Raw genomic sequence first — 18,219 nt, forward strand, 5'->3', positions numbered from 1 at the left:
AGCTGTATTGTTATCAGCAGCAGGAGCCCATTCTGTACCGTTCCATTTCAGAACCTGTCCGCTGGAAGGAGCAGTGGTGGAGACATTGTTGCCTTGCAGTTTTCTTGCATTCCAGAGAGCGCTGTCATTGAAAGCTGACAACACACCTCCTGAAAGATTCAATCCGGTTCCATAATTAATTTCGAGTTCGCCTGAGGTAAATTTTAAACCGCTGTTGGCTGAAATTTTAGTGCTGACAACGTTTGAAGTAATATCAATTCCGTTACCGGCAGTATAAACATAATTGGCTTCATCGACATATTTCCATTCTCCTGAGGCATTGTCGAAGCGGAGCATCTGTTTATCATTGGGAGCAGTGGTGGGAAGGGGTTTGTCATATAATTTACTGGCATTCCAGATGTGTTTGTTGCTGTCGGCATTGATGACGGTTCCGCTGATGGTGATACCGCTGCCTGAGGTATAGAGTGTTCCGGCATCGGCTGCTGGCGTCCAGTTGGTCCCATCCCATTTAAGCACCTGGCCGGTTACCGGAGCGGATGTGGAAACATTTCTTCCCCTGATTTGGGCTGCATTCCAGAGATCTGTGTTGTTATCGGCACTGATGGTTGTTCCTGTGATAATGATTCCTGTTCCTGCCGTGTAGGAAGTGCCGGTTTCATCAGCAGCTTCCCAGCGGGAATTACCTGAATTCCACTTTAGTATTTGACCGTTCAAGGGGGTAAGGGGAGTTACTACATTGGTTCCTGAAATTTGTCCGGCATTCCAGATGGCCTGACTGTTTGTTGCGCTGATTGTATTTCCTGTAATATTGATGCCTGCACCGGCAGTATATGAAGAGCCTGCACTATCGTTGGCAAGCATCCATGAATTTGCTGATGAATTCCATTTAAGAATCTGTCCGTTTGAGGGGGCTGCATTTGTAACATTTTTTCCCTGTATTCTGATAACATTCAGGTTGTTATATGCACCAATGACATCTCCTCCAGCCATTTTCCAGGAGGCATTTCCGTTATTGTCCGACATCAGAACAGCTCCATTCAAAGCTCCTGTGGGTAATTGGAATTTGGTAACTTCCAGTTTAATCGCTTTAATTGAATCAGGATTCATGTATTTTGGAATGGTAAAACCGCTCTTGACCGAGTCGGCATAGAGTGCATAAGGGACGGATAGCAGTCTGTTGGTTCCCATTGGAATAAGGCCGTTGCCGAAATCTACTCTGACTTCTATAAAATAGGTGGCTATTCCCCATGGAATTTTTGCAAAGGAAGAATACTGTCCGTTTCCGGTGGATTTTCCTTCTCCTATGACCAGGTCAAACAGCCCGAATTCATTGGTTTTTACGGAATGTCCTTCCTGCCAGGCGATTGGCCCGGTAGCAGTCCCTGAGCGTATGGTAATTTCAACAATCAGATTTCTGTTGACAATTGCCCTTCCATTGAAATCGCGTGCAACTGCTTGATAATTAAATCCTTTTGGTATTCCCTGAGCATTAGTTGTTAACCTTCCGCCAGTGAGGGTCAATACCAGTAACAAAAGATTTAACAAGTATATTTTCTTCATAAAAAGACTTTTAGCTTAGTTGATTTTAATGACTTTAAATTCAGCCAAAGAGGCTGATTTTTCCGGGGAATAAATTCTGACAAAATAATTTCCTCTGCTTAATGAGGTCAGATCAATAATGAAAGTGATTCCTGATGTATTGGGTATAGTTTCAAATTTAATATTTACTATCTGACCTAAATTATTGTAAACCAAAATATTAATGTTTGAAAATTCCCCTTCTCCGGTCAGGTTTACATGAACAAAGTCGGTGGTTGGATTGGGATAGGCATTGATGGTCAGGTTGTCCGGAAGATGATTGGTAATATCTGATAAATAAAGATTGGGGGGCTGCTGAAATCCCTGAGTAAGGATGAATGATCCCGACCTGAGAGTGGTTACTGCCAGTTCCCCGACCGTAAACGAAAGTCTGTATTCTCCGGCTACCAGATCTTTTCCTGCAGAGGCAATGACAGTAGGTGCCAACTGCTGCGAAAAGCATGTATTTATTAGGAGAACAGCAAAAAATAATACCGATAGTTTTTTCATATCATTTCTTATTTCCAAAGATATATCCAGCCAAAAATTCCGTTTTCTTTAAGTGTATTTTTCACTTTCAGGGCATCGTTGTAGGTGGCATATTTGCCCACATAAATATAGTAAAAGTCGCGGACTTCGTTGTAAATCATTTTGACTTCGAGTCCTTTGAGTGCCCATAATTCTATGGCTTTTCTAGCATTTTCAGGTATTTTGAAAGCTTCGACCACTACGAAAAACTGTCCGCCAACTTCTTTCAGCTTTTTCTCAATGTCTGCCAGCTCTTCATCTATTTCTTTTTGCTTGGAGGCCTGTTGCTCTTCGGCAAGGGTTTTTACGTTTGCCATTTCGAGTTCAAGCTCTTCGAGGCGTTGCTGAAGCAAATCGAGTTTGGCTGTCATCTTTTCCTTATCCTTGGCATGTTCTTCTTTTGCTTTTTTCAGGTCGTTCTGGGTGGTGGCGGCTACCTTTGCCAGGCTGTCTGATTTTTCGGTCAGGTTAAGTATGTCTTTTTTCATTTTCTTTATGCCTTTGCCGATGAATACGCCCAGGTTGATTTCATGGGTACCGTTGGAATATCCGGTCATCTTATTGGTGCCGAGAAGCTCATAGGTGTAGTTTAATACCATCAGATTGTTCAGGTTGAGTCCTGCACTGATCCCCAATGCACCTTCCCTGCGGTAGGAAGCCCCAAGCCAATATTGACCTTTGTATTTGAATAATGCAGCAAATTCATAATTGACAGGGGCATACTGGGTCAGCCTGAAGATAGCAAAAGGTTCAATGCCAAAATTATCGTTGATAATGAAATCATAGGAAGCATGAAACAGAAAATGACGTTGGAGCAGGTACTGGTCAATATTGTTTTCATAGTTATAACGGCTCTTATTTCTCATGATAAACGGAGAAGCAGCTCCAATGTTCAATCCTTTAAACTGGTAGAGGAGAGATGCTCCTGCATTAAAAGCCGATTCACTCTGAGTGATACGGTTTTGAATTATCGGGTCGTTGATATCGTCAATAACCGAATTGGTGAGGTCGATGCTGTGTTCGATAAACTTACCGGCAAGGCCAAAACTGAGGGTATGTTCATCCGCCAGTTTCAGGTGGTATGCATAAGACAGGGATAAATAAAGCCTGTTGAAAAAACCAGCCTGATCGGAAATCACTTCACCGCCAACGCCAACATTTGGCCAGAGCGGAGAAGAAATACTCAGCCTGCGGGTCAGAGGAGCTCCCTTTATTCCCGTCCACTGATTCCTGTATCCGGCAAAAATATTCACCAGATCACCACTTCCTGCATAGGATGGAGAAAGGGAGTATTTATTGATGAGATATTGATTGGTCAGCGGAAGACTCTGTCCGAAAACCATCGTGCCTGCCACCAGCAAAAAGAATAATGAAATGCCTATGTTTTTCATTTATGTAAGTTTTTAATATTCAACCAAATTACCTTAAAATATTGATAGTACCTCTAAATACAGTATTTTGTTTTGTTTTTACCACATAATAATAGGCGCCTTCGGGAATTTCTTTTCCATCCCGTGTTCCATCCCAATCGTTTTTATAGTCTTTTGAATTGTAGATGACGTCACCGTAGCGGTTAAAAATGGTAAGCTCGACAGGAGAATAATAGCCTAAGTCTCTGATAATCCAGTAATCATTAATATTATCGCCATTGGGAGTAATCACATCCACTGCCACGAATTTATCGACTTTTATCACTTTGACCACAGCAGAATCGCTGACCTGGCAGCCATTACTGTCAACTGCTCTGACTTTGTAAACGCCTGTCTGATTGACGGTTACGGCAGGAGTAAGCGGGCCGTGCGACCAGATGGTGCTGTCGAAGGTTCCGTTTGCCGTAATCGTTACATCATAGCCGTCATAAAAAGTTGTCGGGCCGCTGAAACTAAGGGTGAGGGCAGGTTTGTTATAAACCGTAACAATCTTTGTGGCTGTATCGCGGCAGCCTTTGGTAGTCAGTGCAATCAAACGGATGGTGTAGCTGCCTGCGGTTTGATACAAATGTTTATGGTCATAAAGAATAATACCATCGGAACCATCTCCGTAATTCCAGAGGAAATTAAGAATGGTATCTGAAACGATAGTTGTGTTGTTCAGAATGCTGACTGAATCGCCATCACAGACATTGACAGCCGTAAAATCGGCATTTGGCTGAAAGTTAACCTTTACTCCCTTGATAACGAAGGATTTGCAGTTTTTGTTGGTAACAACTGTCAGTTTCACCAGGTTGACACCTGCTGTGCTGAATATTTTGGAGGGAGTCTTTCCCGAACTGTCGTCAACTGTGCCGTTGTTGTCAAAGTCCCAGTAATATTTAACTATCGGGTCAACTGCTGTTGAGGCATCATTGAATTTTGTCAATGAATTCTGACAGGTTTCTGAATAAGTGAAATCTGCTGCAGGGTTGGAATAAACGGTTACCATCTTATAAACGGTGGCATAAGTAGTCGTACTTGTCACTTTCATTCCGACCAGATATCCGCCCGGGCCGGGGAATTTATATTTTATCGTTGAACCACTGGTGTCAAAAACAAGGTCAGCATTAAAATCCCACTCAATTTTAACTATCGGGCTTCCGCTTTTCGAAGTATCAATAAACACCATGGAATCGCCACTGCAAACCGCATTGGAAATGAAGCCTGCTTCGATGGGTGAATAAACCTGCATAAGGTGGATTACAGAATCCTGACAGCCATTGGTATGAGTAACAATCAGTTTGACTGGATAATTGCCGACAGCAGCATAGGAATGACTGGCATGGGTGGAAGTGGCAGTAAAACCATCGCCAAAATCCCACAAAGAAGTCAGGGAGGCAAGCGGAGTGGAAGCATTGTTAAATAAAAAGTTGTTCCCTGTAAAGTCCTGTGTAGAGTCGTTGACAACGTAGGCAGCTACGGGTGAGGGAAGTACAACAACAGTATAGTAGATGCTGTCCGAATCAACCGGAGTAATGACTTTTAAGCCGACATTGTAAGTTCCGGCAGCCGGAAAGCTGTAATTCACGGTAGGCGTGGATGCATCGTCAAACTTCCCGTCATTGTTGAGGTCCCAGAAAGTACTGACAATGGTCGTACAACTGACGCTCTTTTCGGTAAAAGTAAATGTGTTTCCATTCAGACATTGAGTATCACCTATTACTGTCATCCTTGCCTGCGTACTGTCGAACAAATATATTTTTTTTATCACTGAATCTGTGCAGTTGCTATCGGAAGTAGCAATTAATTTAACGTTATAGGTTCCTGCAGTTACATAGCCGTAAGAAGGATTGGTGGAGGTGGAAGTACTGCCATCTCCGAAATCCCATGCATAAGAAAGCGTCCATGGGGAAGGAATGGTTGACTGGTTGGTGAAACTGATGATATCGGTATAGCAAAACATGGTATCCGTCATCGAAAAATCAACGGAAGGCTGATCGTAAATTCTGGCGGTTACCACTGCCGAGTCTTTACAGCCTTTATCGGATGTAGCAACAAGTTTTACGATATGTGATCCGGTTGTGGCATAGGTGTAAGGCAGGGGTAAAGTGGCAGTGGAAGTACCACCATCGCCAAATGACCAGAAGTAAGATAAGGTACCCGTTCCACCCAAAACAGTGCTGTTTGAGAAAGTAAACAAATTTCCTGACAGACATTGTCCGCTGTCGGAGGTGATGCCAAAGCTTACGGCAGGGCTTGGGTAGACATTTACAAATTTATAGACCGAATCGGTGTCGGAGGTGGTTATCACCATATAGCCGATTTTGTAAGTGCCGGGAGTTGTGAAGATATGTGTCAACGGATCGACATTGTTTGAATCACCGAAAGTTCCGTCACCATTGAGGTCCCATGAACTGAAGATCTGGGCATCACAAAGAATCGAATTCCCGCTGAAAAGGAAAGAATTGCCTACCAGGCACTGATCAGTATCGTTAATGGTAAAGTCGGCTTCCGTTTTGGGAACAATGGTAACAACCTTGGTAATGCTGTCCTTACATCCTTTGTCGGATGTGGCCACCAGCTTCACATTGTAATCACCGAGGGCTCCATAAGTAGCAGTCGTATCGGTGGCGGTGTTGGTTTTTATGCCGTTTCCAAGGTCCCAGAAATAGGTCATCGTGCCTGAAGCAATTGTCGATTTGTTGGTATAGGTAAAGAAGTTTGACAGGCATTGACGGGGAAAGTCGATGTCAAATGCTGCTTTTGGAACAGGATACATGCTGACCTGTTTGTAAACTACATCGGTATCGGCATTGGAAATCACCTGAATACCAACGACATAAGTCTTATAAACAGGGAATAGCCATTTGACCGTTGCACCTGTTGCATCGGTAAAAGCCCCGTTGCTGTCAATATCCCAGTTAATCTGCAGGATAGTATTTGTGCTTGTCGAGGTGCTTGAAAGTGTAACAGAGTCACCGAAACAAACATTAAGAAATACAAAATCAGCAACAGTTTGTGCTTTTGTAAGACTTATTTCTGAAAAAATAATCAGGAGTAAAACAAGATACTTTCTCATTATTTGTATTTTAAATTTTTACTAAAAGTCATTTAAACAAAGAACAAAATTAAATAAATTTTCATCTTTAGCCAAAAAAGTCAAAAATTTTAACAAAATCAAAGTAAATTTTGAAGTGCAATGTACAAAATAATTTCTTATTAGAACTCAAAACATTATTTACCAACATTTTACCGACAATGGTTTAATTCGTTCAATATTAAATTGGTAACTTTTAATCAGTTTCATTTATGTAATCAATAATATCAGCCCATAAAAGCAATTTAAGATTTTCTTCGGGGGGTAAAACGGGTTTAGTCAGCAAATTGACCATTTCGGGAATGATATGAATGAGCAGGAATACTTTTAATTGTAGCTCAAAATCCTCTTTATTTTGTAATATTCCCTTTTCTTCCAGAAAATGTTTCAGATATTCAAGATCCTGAATCAGGTTGTCGGAGTCAGGCTGTTCAGGGCTTTCTGCTGCATGGAAAATAAAATCAAAAGAGTCAAAAAACAAGGGATAAAAGGTTTCTGCATGTTCAAAATTATTAAAAATGACTCTATCGCCTGAACGTCCTATATTATCAGGAACAATTTTTCTGACCGACAGTCCCGATTCTATTGTCATGTCCGGGTCTGATTCGTCAAAGTATTTGACCAGTGCAGTATAAATCTTTACAAAATTGATGATACTCAGTCCGTTGGGGAACATTTTTTTATCAACACGGGATTTAATGAAAACAAGGTTCTCGTGTAAATTCTCATTCCGCCAGAGTTTGGAGATTTTTGTTTTTCCCCGCTGACTGGCCGACAGCTCATGGAGTGCCTCTTCCAGCAAAACATATAGTTTTGAATTCCATTTATAGAGTTCGTGCTGGCCGAAACTTTCCCTGAATTCCAGCAGGTATTCCTGCCTGACACGGCTGATAACCGGAATTTCTGCCCTTGTCAGCACCAGATCCTGAAGTTCGCTTAAAAGTTCATATTCATGCTCCAGTTTTTTCTTGCCCTCCGTATTCCATGCTTTTTTAATTAAAAATGCTGTTTTTTTGTTGTCATAAAACCTGAACCTGACAATTCCCTCCTGATATTGTGAAAACTGAACGGAATAACTGTCAAAGTGTTGCTGACTGAGGCTTTCAAAGAGGTAGCGCTGGCGAATCATGAGTTGTATCCTGCCGTGTGCAAATTTTTTAACGTTTCCCAGTTTAAGCATAAAGTATTTCCATGTATATGGAAAAACGGAAAAAAAGTTATTTAAATCAACCAGAGAACTGGCTTTATCCAAATCGTGAAAAAAGTCGGTAACCCTGTGATTTTCACTTACTATCCAGTTGATTCGTTTGTATTCATCCTGGAAATAATATAGGTCTTTATGGTAAAAATCCATGGAAGTTTCAGTACCCGGGCTAAATGAAATAATGGCTTCAACATATTGGAAATTAAGCGGAAAGCTGAAAGTATTGGCTCCGGAAACATTTATCAGATAATACTTTTTCTGGTAGGCAGCCAGCTTTTCTACCTGATTTCTTTTGACGAGATAAACGAATTCTGAAGGGAAATTCTTTTTCACGCTGCCGCCCGGATCCAGCACAAAGACCGGATAATTATTTTCAAAAAATATCCTGCTGAGGGCATAAAGTTCCTTTTCAAAAATTTTCATGAGCGGAATACTGAATTAATTGCAAAGATAAGTACTGCTCTGAATCTAAGGTGAAAATAATCAAAAAGTCATGACCAGCCGGAGCAGAAAAGTAATTCCGGTTTGCGGGTGATAAGGGGGAATATATCCGTAAGGATTCTGTATAAAAGGTTGAAGATCAGATATGGGGCGTACACCTGATCCTGACTGACGTCCCATCGTAACATATTGTGTATTCAGCAGGTTTTTAATGATAATCTGCGGGTCGAATTTAATCCCGTTCCAGAAAACATTTTTAACGGTAAAAGTAAAATTAAGCAGCAAACGTCCATCAAGGTATCCGTCCGGGTCATCTTCCGTTACATAGTCATATCCCGCCATGGCAAGTCTTTCAGGCGTTTTGGGATAAAAATAAAGATTGGTTGAGGGCGCTTTCACTCTCCCCGTATAATTGGCTCTCAGGTTGAAATTGAACTGGTCGTGGAGGTTGTAATTGATCGATGCATTCAGCTTATGCATGGCGGTATTGTCAATCCAGACAAAATAATCCCTGAAAGTAAAGGAATAGTTCAGCGAAAATATCATGGGTCTGGTAATCTGAAAGTCAGCAAAAAAGGATAATCCTGATATGTTGGTATTACCTGAATTCTGGTAATAGGTTTCTTTTTCGCCATTGGGGCCAATGGGTACGGTAAGTGTATCAGGGTTGGGAGCCACTTCAATCAGGTCTTTGATGGCTGAATAATACACATTTGCCCTCAGGTTCAGACGCTTGTTGGTTTTAATGGCTATTTCGAGTTCGCTGGTGTTGATATATTGAGGTTTTAATAAAGGATTACCCCGCCATTCATCATATAGCTGAAAGATGGTGGGTGACTTAAAGGCTTTTCCGTTCAGCAGTTTGATGGATATGTTGTGCCATGGCTGAGAAACGATGGCTATCCTTGGAATAAAAACTCCTCCGAAATCGGCATCATAATCATATCTTAAACCACCTGTGAGGGTCAAGAAATCTTTCAGTCTCATTTCATCCTGCACGAAAAAGGAGAGGTTGGCGGAATAATAAACCGGCACAACTGATTGTTTTTCATTTGGATAGGTCGAGCCAACAATGGTAGAATTAAAATCGGGCACTTCCCCCAGCCAGATACCTGTATATTGACGGGTCTGACTTTCAGCATGAAAACCGAAAATGAGTTCATTGACTTCCCGAATGTTCAGATTGAATTGTTGCTCAAACCGGATGGCACTTCCGTCTGATGTATAACGTTTATATTTGTCTGGCAATGTAAAATACACATTATCAATGCTCTGGTATTGATAGGTATAAACAAATCCTGTGGAGGGCAGTATTCTTGTATTGCGGTAGCTGAGCAGCGAGAGCGAATGCAAATGGCGGTTAATGTCCATTTCATACTTGGTAAAAAGAATTTTTCCGGTATGGTGTGCCCGGTAATCTATGCCGGGGGTATTGGCAAAATACTCATAACCCACCACTTCGCTCGACAAACCCTCGTCACGTGATGAAAAGCTGGCTCCCAGTGTAAAGTTACCATGATTGGCCAGAAATTTAAAATATATGTCATTGATGCTGTTGTCATATCCATCTGCAATTTTTTTTGTTTTTCCATACATATCGGTATCGTTTGGAATTTTTCCGTATTCCGTGGTGATGACCGAATCGGGTTCATAATTGTTATGAAAGTAATTGCCCGGGTCAGGGCTTTTCAGTCCTTTGTCTCCTTCACTGTAAAACCAGTTTCCCGTTACCTGAAGTTTCAGATTGTTTTTAAATTTTGCCGCATAATAGATTTCAGGGGAAAAAGTATTCCATGAACTATAGTTTATTTTTGCCTCGACCTGATTTTTCCTTCTGAGAATATCCGCATTTTTTGTAACGATATAGATAATTCCTGCGTAAGCATTAGCTCCGTAAAGAGAAGACCCCGGACCGTATATTATTTCTATCCGCTCTATATCTGTCAGCGAAAAATCATAACCTATATTTCTCATCCAACCGTTAGAGACATCATTCCGGATAACGCCATCGACAATGAGCAGCATATTGGTTTGCCCGACATCTGATATGCCCCGGCAGATAAAATGGGCAGAATATTCTCCCGCAGGCTGGCGTATGGAAATATCAATGCCGGGAACATCTTCCAAAACTTCTTCAAGAGTCAGATAACCGCGCTTTTGTATCATTTCAGCTGTAATTACCACCACACTTCCTGCGGCTTCGTTCTTTTTCTGAACCTTTCGCGAAGCGGAAATGACCTCTGCATTCCACAACTGGTCGAATGCTGCACATTCGCTGCAGAAGGTTGTTCCTGAATCATGCTGTGCTTTCAATGAAAAATCAATAAAAAACATTCCCACCAGTAGGGCAATTGATGTAATAATTAGTCTCATAGCCAGTTTTTGGAGATTTTTTAAAAGCTGAAATTTAAAAGTTTTTTTGAAAAAATTTTTTTACTTCAAAATATCTTGTCTGCCTATTTTTGCCGTGAAAATCTCAGAAATGAACACACAATATCCTTATGTAACAAAACTGGATGTCAGGTATAAACAGCTTGAAATCATTGATGTTCCAATGATTATTGAAGAATGCCGTCATCAGTGGTACAATGAAAGCCTTTGTCTGGTCAACAGCAGTGTGGTCAGAATAGGTATTGTGGAAGGGGAGTATCACTGGCACTTTCATGAAAAGGATGACGAATTTTTTCTGGTTCTTCAGGGTGAGCTAATCGTTGATACCCGGGAAAAAAGTTTTGTTTTGAAGCCTTTTCAGGGGATTACCATTCCAAAGGGCATGCTTCATCGTACCCGTGCTGAAGTAAAAACCGTTATGCTGATGGTGGAAAATAAAGAGATTATCCCCACAGGAGAGGAAAAGTTGCCGGAGTAATACTTCTTGATTTCTGACCGGATTATTGAGATTTTGACATCAACTTTCCGTTTTTCAACCGCAATGATACAAAAATCATCAGAAACAGAAGGATACTTATTCCATTGAATATCAGTGAAAAAGAGTTTTTATTGAGGGCAAGCAGGATGCCTGTCAGGGCAGAACCAGTCAACTGTCCGATACTGATAAAGATGGTCAGCATTCCCTGGCTGACAGCCCGGTCTTCAGCGGCAGTGTTGTTCAGCATAATATAACGCAGGGAGCTGCCGGATAATACGGAAGAACCCAGGCCGACCAGAACACCGCTCAGATAATACAGAAACAGGCTCGTGCCCGTAAAAGCCAGAAAAACAAATCCGGAAGAAAGTAAAATCAGGGCAATTAAGATAACAGGCTTAACCCCTGTTTTGTCAATCATCCTCCCGAAGACGGGAGAACCGAGTGCAGTTGCCAGCACAAACGGGGTCAGCATAAAGCTGGCTGTTGAAGGTTCAACGTTAAAATTACCCACCACAAATTTTGGAATAAAGACAAAACAGGCCTGAACCAAACCTGTAACCACCGCCAAAATGCCTGCAGTAACAATCTGATTATTTTTAAAAAAGCTGAATTTAATAATCGGAGAGGTGTTCTTTTTCTCGGAAAAAATTAACAGGATAAAGGCAAATACAGATACTGCCAAAGGTAATGAAACAGCTAACGACAACAGGGAGTGAAGGTTGTCTGCTTCAATATTGTTGATACCGAGTGTAAAGCCTGCCAGTGTTAGTCCCAGAAAAATAATTCCTGACCAGTCGATTCTGGAAACTTTTGCCGGGCTTTTGGATGGAAGGAGGCGGAAGCTGAAATAGAGGAGAAAAGCAGCCACAGGGAGATTGATAAAAAAGAGGGAATTCCATGGAAAATATTTCAGCAAAACGCCAGCGATAAAAGGGCCTATCAGAAATGCCAGTCCAAATACAGCTCCGATGGTTCCGAGTATTCTGCCACGTTTTTCGGGGGGAAACATATCGCCCACCAGGGCAGAGGCTACCGGAAAAATACCGCTGGTTCCCAAACCCTGAATGGCACGCCCTGTCAACAGCCATGGAAAGTTTTGCGTTAAGGAAACTATCACAGAGCCGAGGGCAAATACCGACAAAGCGATGACATAGATGTTTCTTCTGCCATAAATATCCGACAAGCGTGCAAAGAATGAAATTCCCATCAGGTTGAACAGGATGTATATCGAAAAAATCCAGCCTGAGTATCGTGTTCCTATTTCCAGCGCTTTTTCAATGGAAGGAATGGCAGGCCCTACAATTGAAATATCGAGAGCACCCATCAGCACTCCGATAAAAAGGAGGGCTATTAGCTTTCTTTGGTTTTTTTTATCCACTGATAATTGTTTTAATGTTTTTTTCGAAAAAAAATGTGTCTTTGATTGGGAGGTGGCAAGTTACAAATTTAATTCCAAACCGTATCAATCATCAGCAAAGCAACAACTGAAAGCATATAAAAGTTGATGACGATGAAATATTTTTTAAGGCTTTCCTGTGCATATTTTTTTAAAACAAGTTTTGAAAAAAGAAAAATAATCAGAAGTGAAAGAAAAATAAGTCCCGTTTTGGCAAACAGTCCTGAAGACAAGCCTGTAAAAACCAGAGCCATTCCCGAAACAGCCATGGCTACAGCCCAGATAAAAGTAATTTTTTTCAGCTGAAAATCAGTATAAATACCCGTCAGCGAAGGGAATCCGGCCTGTTCATATTGTTTGCCATACTTGAGCAGGAGCAGCCAGAAATGGGGTACCTGCCAGATAAAAAAGAAGAAACAGAGATACCAGAGGGCGGGGTCAGCCAGGCTTCCTCCGGCTGCTGTCCAGCCAACTGCGGGGGGAATAGATCCGATTACCGAGCCGGGTACAACTGCAAATGCGGTAACTTTTTTCAGGTTGGTATAAATGAGGTTGTACCAGATAAGCGCCAGCGCAGCCAGTGCCATGGGAATAAAACCTGATGATTGCCAGAGCATCCACAGGCCTGAAAAACTTAAAGTAAATGCGTAAGTAACTGCAAACCTGTACGATATTCTTCCTGAAGAAAGCGGACGCTCTTTGGTCCTCTCCATGAGGGCATCCTTTTTTCTTTCCTGTATCTGATTGATTACTGCAGAACCGCATGCCGTCAGAAACAGCCCCACAACCGGCCATATCATGTCTGGAGAAAATCCGTGGTGAAAAATCACATATCCTGCTGTGGTTGTGATGGTGACGGCTATGGTAATTCTGACTTTCGCCAGCTCAAAAAGATCTGAAATAAATGAGGGTTTATTTCTTTTCATGAAGTTGTTTAAGGTATTCTATGATCGCCTTCAGTTCATCTTCTGTTATCTGATCCTTATACGATACCATGGTGCCCTTGTTAAAGCCTTCCACAACCTCTGCCCCCGGATCGTAAACAGAACGCCTGACGTAGTCTTCATCCGGCACAATGCTTTTCTTTTTCCCGTCAGCAATGACCGTTTTGGGGGAATCAAACACATTTTTGAAAGAGGGCCCAACGAGTTTTGAACCATCCAATGAATGGCAGGCAATACAGGCATTCTTTTTAATGATCTGGAGACCCAGCGGTTCGACATTCGCACTGTCAGCTTCTTTTTTATTGTACCATGCCATGAACTCTGGTTCAGGTACTACTTTGACCGTTCCGAGCATATAGGCATGATTCAGACCGCAATATTCGGCACACAAAATATCATATTCGCCAGTTTTATCAGCCTTGAACCACATGTAGTTTTCTTTTCCCGGCACCACATCTTCCTTAATTCTGAAAGCAGGCACATAAAAGCTATGAACCACATCGGGTGAATACAGATTGAGTTTGATGGCTTTTCCCTGCGGAACCACCAATATATTGCTGCTGTATTTACCGTTCGGGTAATCGAATGTCCAGCTCCACATCCTGCCTGTTACCTTAATTTCCATGGCACCTGCAGGTACCTTGCGTGAGGGTGTGTAACCCAGCCAGCCTACGATAAACATGACCAGTACCAATATGGTGGGTATGACCGTCCACGTAATTTCCAGCCGGCTGTTGTCTTTTATATCAACGGGTTTGGGATGCCGTTTTTTATTGTATCTGATGACAAAATAAACCATAAAAAAGGTTATTCCCAATAAAAACAGCATGCTGATGCCGAAAATTACTGCAAAAGCAAGGTCAACATTTTTGACATGATCAGTTACTGCGGAAAACATATTATTTCTTTATCTGAATGAATAATCAACAAAAGTCAGCACAATAAAGGCAATAAAAACAAGCATCACAAGCCCCAGCATCATGCTGAGTATTTTTTTGTCAAACTTCAGGTGCATGAAGTAAATGGCAACTATACTTGCTTTCAAGGTGGCAATCAGCAAGGCGGCAAAGACAACAAAATTCTTTAAATCAACCAGTACCGAACTTACCGTCAGCAGGGTCAGTACGAGTAAGCCTACCCAAACCCACAGGTGAAGGCTAAAAGGAACGATATGATTTTTTTCGTGATTCATCATCTTCGGATTTAATGGATCAGATAAAATAAGGGGAAAAGATAAATCCAGATCAGGTCAACCAGATGCCAGTAAAGGCCACCGTTTTCGTGGAAAACAAAATTATCGTGGGTAATTCGTCCCTGCCGGATACGTGCAATGACAAACAACAGCAGAATACTACCCACCACAACGTGAAGTCCGTGCAGGCCTGTCATGAAATAATAGAGATAAAAGAAAAGTTTTTCTCCCGGAGGCAGGCTCATGTAGTGTTCCATGCCGGGGAACAAACCATGCTCTATTTTATGACTCCATTCAAAGTATTTGTTGACCAGAAAAACAAGGGCAAAAACAATGGTCATCCACAGCAGGCCTAAAGCAAGCTTTTTTTTGTTTTTCTGAATGGCACTGATCGAAAGGGCTACCGTCAAACTGCTGGTGATCAGTACGATGGTATTGACAGTTCCGATAAATACATCGAGTTCACTGCCTGCATGGGCAAATGCCTCTGCATTCATGAACCTGTAAATGGAATAAACAAGGAACAGGCCTCCGAAGAGCAACAGCTCGGTAAACAGGAATATCCACATTCCCATTTTTGAGGCCGCATCGTCTCTGTGTACACTCATAAACTTGTGATGATTATTCTTTATACTCATAAGGCCCTTCCGTCACATGCGGAATTTCCTCAAAATTTTCCGTAGTGGGTGGGGTATCGGTCTGCCAGTCGAGTGTCAGACCGTTCCATGGGTTTCTCCCTGCTTTCTCTCCTCTTCTTGCTCCATTTACAAGATTAACAATCATCATGATCAAACCTGTAATCAATATCCAGGAGCCTACCGTTGATACTACATGGAGTGGCTGATATTCAGGCAGATAATCGTAATATCTTCTGGGCATTCCCATCATTCCCAGAATGAACATCGGAAAGTATAACAACATAAATCCACTGATAATCACCCAGAAAGAAACAGTAGCCCTTCTGATGTTGTACATCCTTCCATATATTTTCGGGAACCAGTAGTGAAGAGCTGCCATGAAGGCAAATCCGGTTCCGCCAAACATAACGAAATGGAAATGCGCCACCACAAAATAGGTGTCATGTACATGAACATCTGTGGCAAGTGCACCCAGTACCAGTCCGGTCAGTCCTCCGATAACAAAGAGAAAGATAAATCCCAGCGAAAAGAGCATGGGCGGTTTGAGGTCAATGGAGCCTTTGTAAATGGTTGCCAGCCAGTTAAATACTTTTATTCCGGAGGGTACGGCCACCAGAAAAGTCAGGAGTGAAAAAATCAGACGGGCAATTTCACTCATCCCGGAGGTAAACATGTGGTGTCCCCAGACAAAATATCCTATAAAGGCAATGGCAAGGCTGGAAAAGGCGATGGCTTTGTAGCCGTAAATTCTTCTTCTTGAAAATACGGGCAATATTTCCGAGATAACCCCCATTCCGGGCAGAACCATGATGTAAACAGCCGGATGGGAATAAATCCAGAACAAATGCTGATAAAGTACCGGATCGCCTCCGAGGGAAGGGTCAAACAGTCCGATACCCAAAGCTCTCTCGGCCACAATCATCAGCAGGGTAATGCCTACCACCGGAGTGGCCAGCACCTGTATCCATGAAGTAGCATACAATGCCCAGGCAAATAATGGCATTTTAAACCAGGTCATTCCCGGAGCCCGCATGCGGTGAATAGTTGTCAGAAAATTAAGTCCGGTCAGAATCGATGAAAAACCAAGGACAAATGCTGCCAGCACGGCCATTGTAACATTGGTGCCTGTCTTCACACTGTATGGGGCATAAAAAGTCCAGCCTGTATCCGGAGGACCGTTGCCAACTACCAGTGTCAGCAACGCCAGGATCGCACCGGTCAGATAAAGATACCAGCTGAACAGGTTTAACCTGGGGAATGCTACGTCTTTTGCGCCCAGCAGCAGGGGAAGGCTGAAGTTGCCAAACACTGCCGGAATGCCGGGGATGATGAATAAAAAGATCATAATCACCCCATGCAGAGTGAAAAAACTGTTGTACCGCTGTGCATCCATGATGGTTTTACCGGGTGAAATCAGCTCAAGCCTCATCAATACACCCAGTGTGGCCGCTACCAGAAAGAAAAAAGCTATGGAATAGAAATACAGCAAACCAATCCGCTTATGATCGGTCGAGCCTATCCACCTGAATATTCCCTTTCTGCCTCCACTATCTTCATAAAAACTGATGTGTGTAGTCATAATATTGTTAATTAACCTGATCCGCTTTTTTCTTTTTCAACACCAAAAACAGAAAAACAATAAAGGCAAATGTCAGAATAACCGTTCCGCCTACCCGTGTAAAATTCAATGCATATTTCTTTGCCTTGACATCGTAGCTGAAACAATACTGAAGTACCTTGGAAATCGTTGGAGATGATTTGCCTTTACCTGCCTCAATCACCGACATCTTCAGGTCGAAAGGCAGGAATTTGGTACCATACAGATAACGGGTGATTTTTCCTTCCGGACTTAACACAATGATGGTCGCTGCATGAATAAAATCCTTGCCTTCACGCTTAAACATAAATCCGACCGAGTTGGTCAGCTTATAAACATTGGTGCTGTCGGCAGTGAAAAATTTCCAGCCGCTTTCATCAATTTTCCGGTTTACCTGTGCCAGGTAGTTTTTGCGTTTGCTACCTGCCAGAAAGGGCGTTTCACTGTAGTTGAAACTTACCGTAAGTACCTGATAATCTTTTCCAAGGGTCAGATCGCTCCGTTCTATCAGCTCGGCTACCCCATCCAGTAAGGGACTGCATATTCCCGGACAGGTATAATAAACCAGTGTCAATACGGTGGGCTTGTTGATCAGGCTTTTAAAATTAACCCATACCGAATCCTGTGTCAAAACCATGACATCATCCGGTATAAAGCCGTCAAGGTTCTCGTAAATGCCTATCTTTTCCTGTTTTTCACTTTCTGCTGAAACTGTCTTAAGGTTCAGAAAAATAAGAGCGGAAAAAATGAGTAAAAATTTCAGGGAATTGGTTTTCATCGTTTTTTTGATTTATCTTTTAATCTGAATATCCTGAACTTCTTCCAGACTTATTGTGCCTCCCTGATTTCCCCATGCATTCAGAATATAGTTGACCACGTTGACAGCATCCTGGTGATTGTCCACCTGAGGAGGCATGGGCAGCGTATAGGTTTCGCCATTGACCGTAATGCCATGGTTTGAGCCGTTCAACACCTGTTCGACTGCACGTTTTTTATCGGCAAGCAGGTAGTCGGAATTGGCGAGCGGAGGAAATTGTCCTTTTATTCCCTGCCCGTTTTCCTGATGACATACCATACATTTTTCTTTATAGATTTTTTCTCCTGCCGAAAAATCCATGGCTGGCTGTGCGGGTTGTTCAGCCACTGTCTGTGTGCTTTCTTCCTTGTTTTCCGTTTTTTTCCCGCATGAAAACAACATAAGACCTGTAACCAATACGAGGATTATCAATGATATCTGCTTCATATAAACTTAATTTTTTGCATTAAACCAATTGTTTTTAAGGCTGCAAAGTTAAAACTAATTCATTTTTAAAAACGTTCCAA

Annotated in this window: 15 protein-coding genes; 1 reads left to right on the forward strand and 14 read right to left on the reverse strand. The window is 42.1% G+C overall.

The features are described from left to right. The 6 genes from GX437_10695 to GX437_10720 all read right to left on the reverse strand — a co-directional run. Window positions 1-1,560 (reverse strand): hypothetical protein (locus GX437_10695; protein NLJ08128.1); only part of this gene is annotated, 1,560 nt, incomplete at its 3' end. Between the two features lie 15 nt (window positions 1,561-1,575). Further along, window positions 1,576-2,088: a T9SS type A sorting domain-containing protein gene (locus GX437_10700; GenBank protein NLJ08129.1), complete on the reverse strand. Its 513-nt coding sequence runs from the start codon at window positions 2,086-2,088 to the stop codon at window positions 1,576-1,578. 8 nt (window positions 2,089-2,096) lie between these two features. Then, a complete protein-coding gene (locus GX437_10705) occupies window positions 2,097-3,497 on the reverse strand; it encodes a PorP/SprF family type IX secretion system membrane protein (GenBank protein ID NLJ08130.1) in 1,401 nt (466 codons plus the stop codon). A 28-nt stretch (window positions 3,498-3,525) separates the two neighbouring features. Next, window positions 3,526-6,597, reverse strand: coding sequence for a PKD domain-containing protein (locus GX437_10710; protein ID NLJ08131.1), 3,072 nt, complete (start codon window positions 6,595-6,597; stop codon window positions 3,526-3,528). A 214-nt stretch (window positions 6,598-6,811) separates the two neighbouring features. Continuing rightward, on the reverse strand, window positions 6,812-8,242 hold the full coding sequence (locus GX437_10715; protein ID NLJ08132.1) for a hypothetical protein: 1,431 nt from the start codon (window positions 8,240-8,242) through the stop codon (window positions 6,812-6,814). Between the two features lie 60 nt (window positions 8,243-8,302). Then, window positions 8,303-10,633 carry a TonB-dependent receptor gene (locus GX437_10720; protein NLJ08133.1) on the reverse strand — a complete coding sequence of 777 codons (2,331 nt, stop codon included), beginning with the start codon at window positions 10,631-10,633 and terminating at the stop codon, window positions 8,303-8,305. Window positions 10,634-10,742: 109 nt separating this feature from the next. Here GX437_10720 and GX437_10725 point away from each other — a divergent pair, with 109 nt between their 5' ends. Further along, on the forward strand, window positions 10,743-11,129 hold the full coding sequence (locus GX437_10725; protein NLJ08134.1) for a cupin domain-containing protein: 387 nt from the start codon (window positions 10,743-10,745) through the stop codon (window positions 11,127-11,129). A gap of 22 nt (window positions 11,130-11,151) precedes the next feature. Here GX437_10725 and GX437_10730 read toward each other — a convergent pair whose 3' ends face one another. The 8 genes from GX437_10730 to GX437_10765 form a co-directional block, all read right to left on the reverse strand. Continuing rightward, window positions 11,152-12,507: an MFS transporter gene (locus tag GX437_10730; GenBank protein ID NLJ08135.1), complete on the reverse strand. Its 1,356-nt coding sequence runs from the start codon at window positions 12,505-12,507 to the stop codon at window positions 11,152-11,154. 68 nt (window positions 12,508-12,575) lie between these two features. Beyond that, window positions 12,576-13,451 (reverse strand): protoheme IX farnesyltransferase, encoded by an 876-nt coding sequence (locus tag GX437_10735; GenBank protein ID NLJ08136.1) that lies wholly within the window; start codon window positions 13,449-13,451, stop codon window positions 12,576-12,578. Next, window positions 13,438-14,367 (reverse strand): cytochrome c oxidase subunit II, encoded by a 930-nt coding sequence (coxB, locus tag GX437_10740; protein NLJ08137.1) that lies wholly within the window; start codon window positions 14,365-14,367, stop codon window positions 13,438-13,440. The genes GX437_10735 and coxB overlap by 14 nt, the downstream gene beginning before the upstream one ends. A gap of 9 nt (window positions 14,368-14,376) precedes the next feature. Further along, window positions 14,377-14,664: a hypothetical protein gene (locus GX437_10745; protein NLJ08138.1), complete on the reverse strand. Its 288-nt coding sequence runs from the start codon at window positions 14,662-14,664 to the stop codon at window positions 14,377-14,379. Window positions 14,665-14,672: 8 nt separating this feature from the next. Beyond that, a complete protein-coding gene (locus GX437_10750) occupies window positions 14,673-15,269 on the reverse strand; it encodes a cytochrome c oxidase subunit 3 family protein (GenBank protein ID NLJ08139.1) in 597 nt (198 codons plus the stop codon). Between the two features lie 13 nt (window positions 15,270-15,282). Further along, entirely contained in the window at window positions 15,283-16,878 is a 1,596-nt protein-coding gene (gene ctaD, locus GX437_10755; protein NLJ08140.1) for a cytochrome c oxidase subunit I, read from the reverse strand. Between the two features lie 7 nt (window positions 16,879-16,885). Continuing rightward, window positions 16,886-17,674 carry an SCO family protein gene (locus GX437_10760; GenBank protein ID NLJ08141.1) on the reverse strand — a complete coding sequence of 263 codons (789 nt, stop codon included), beginning with the start codon at window positions 17,672-17,674 and terminating at the stop codon, window positions 16,886-16,888. Between the two features lie 12 nt (window positions 17,675-17,686). Next, window positions 17,687-18,139 carry a cytochrome c gene (locus tag GX437_10765; protein ID NLJ08142.1) on the reverse strand — a complete coding sequence of 151 codons (453 nt, stop codon included), beginning with the start codon at window positions 18,137-18,139 and terminating at the stop codon, window positions 17,687-17,689. Window positions 18,140-18,219 lie beyond the last annotated feature (80 nt).

Source organism: Sphingobacteriales bacterium (assembly GCA_012517435.1).
GTDB lineage: Bacteria > Bacteroidota > Bacteroidia > CAILMK01 > JAAYUY01 > JAAYUY01.

Bases quoted from the DNA above. Each gene is read 5' to 3' on its own strand.
- GX437_10700 (NLJ08129.1), bottom strand. From the start codon at position 2,088: ATGAAAAAACTATCGGTATTATTTTTTGCTGTTCTCCTAATAAATACA.
- GX437_10705 (NLJ08130.1), bottom strand. From the start codon at position 3,497: ATGAAAAACATAGGCATTTCATTATTCTTTTTGCTGGTGGCAGGCACG.
- GX437_10710 (NLJ08131.1), bottom strand. From the start codon at position 6,597: ATGAGAAAGTATCTTGTTTTACTCCTGATTATTTTTTCAGAAATAAGT.
- GX437_10715 (NLJ08132.1), bottom strand. From the start codon at position 8,242: ATGAAAATTTTTGAAAAGGAACTTTATGCCCTCAGCAGGATATTTTTT.
- GX437_10720 (NLJ08133.1), bottom strand. From the start codon at position 10,633: ATGAGACTAATTATTACATCAATTGCCCTACTGGTGGGAATGTTTTTT.
- GX437_10725 (NLJ08134.1), top strand. From the start codon at position 10,743: ATGAACACACAATATCCTTATGTAACAAAACTGGATGTCAGGTATAAA.
- GX437_10735 (NLJ08136.1), bottom strand. From the start codon at position 13,451: ATGAAAAGAAATAAACCCTCATTTATTTCAGATCTTTTTGAGCTGGCG.
- coxB (NLJ08137.1), bottom strand. From the start codon at position 14,367: ATGTTTTCCGCAGTAACTGATCATGTCAAAAATGTTGACCTTGCTTTT.
- GX437_10745 (NLJ08138.1), bottom strand. From the start codon at position 14,664: ATGATGAATCACGAAAAAAATCATATCGTTCCTTTTAGCCTTCACCTG.
- GX437_10750 (NLJ08139.1), bottom strand. From the start codon at position 15,269: ATGAGTGTACACAGAGACGATGCGGCCTCAAAAATGGGAATGTGGATA.
- ctaD (NLJ08140.1), bottom strand. From the start codon at position 16,878: ATGACTACACACATCAGTTTTTATGAAGATAGTGGAGGCAGAAAGGGA.
- GX437_10760 (NLJ08141.1), bottom strand. From the start codon at position 17,674: ATGAAAACCAATTCCCTGAAATTTTTACTCATTTTTTCCGCTCTTATT.
- GX437_10765 (NLJ08142.1), bottom strand. From the start codon at position 18,139: ATGAAGCAGATATCATTGATAATCCTCGTATTGGTTACAGGTCTTATG.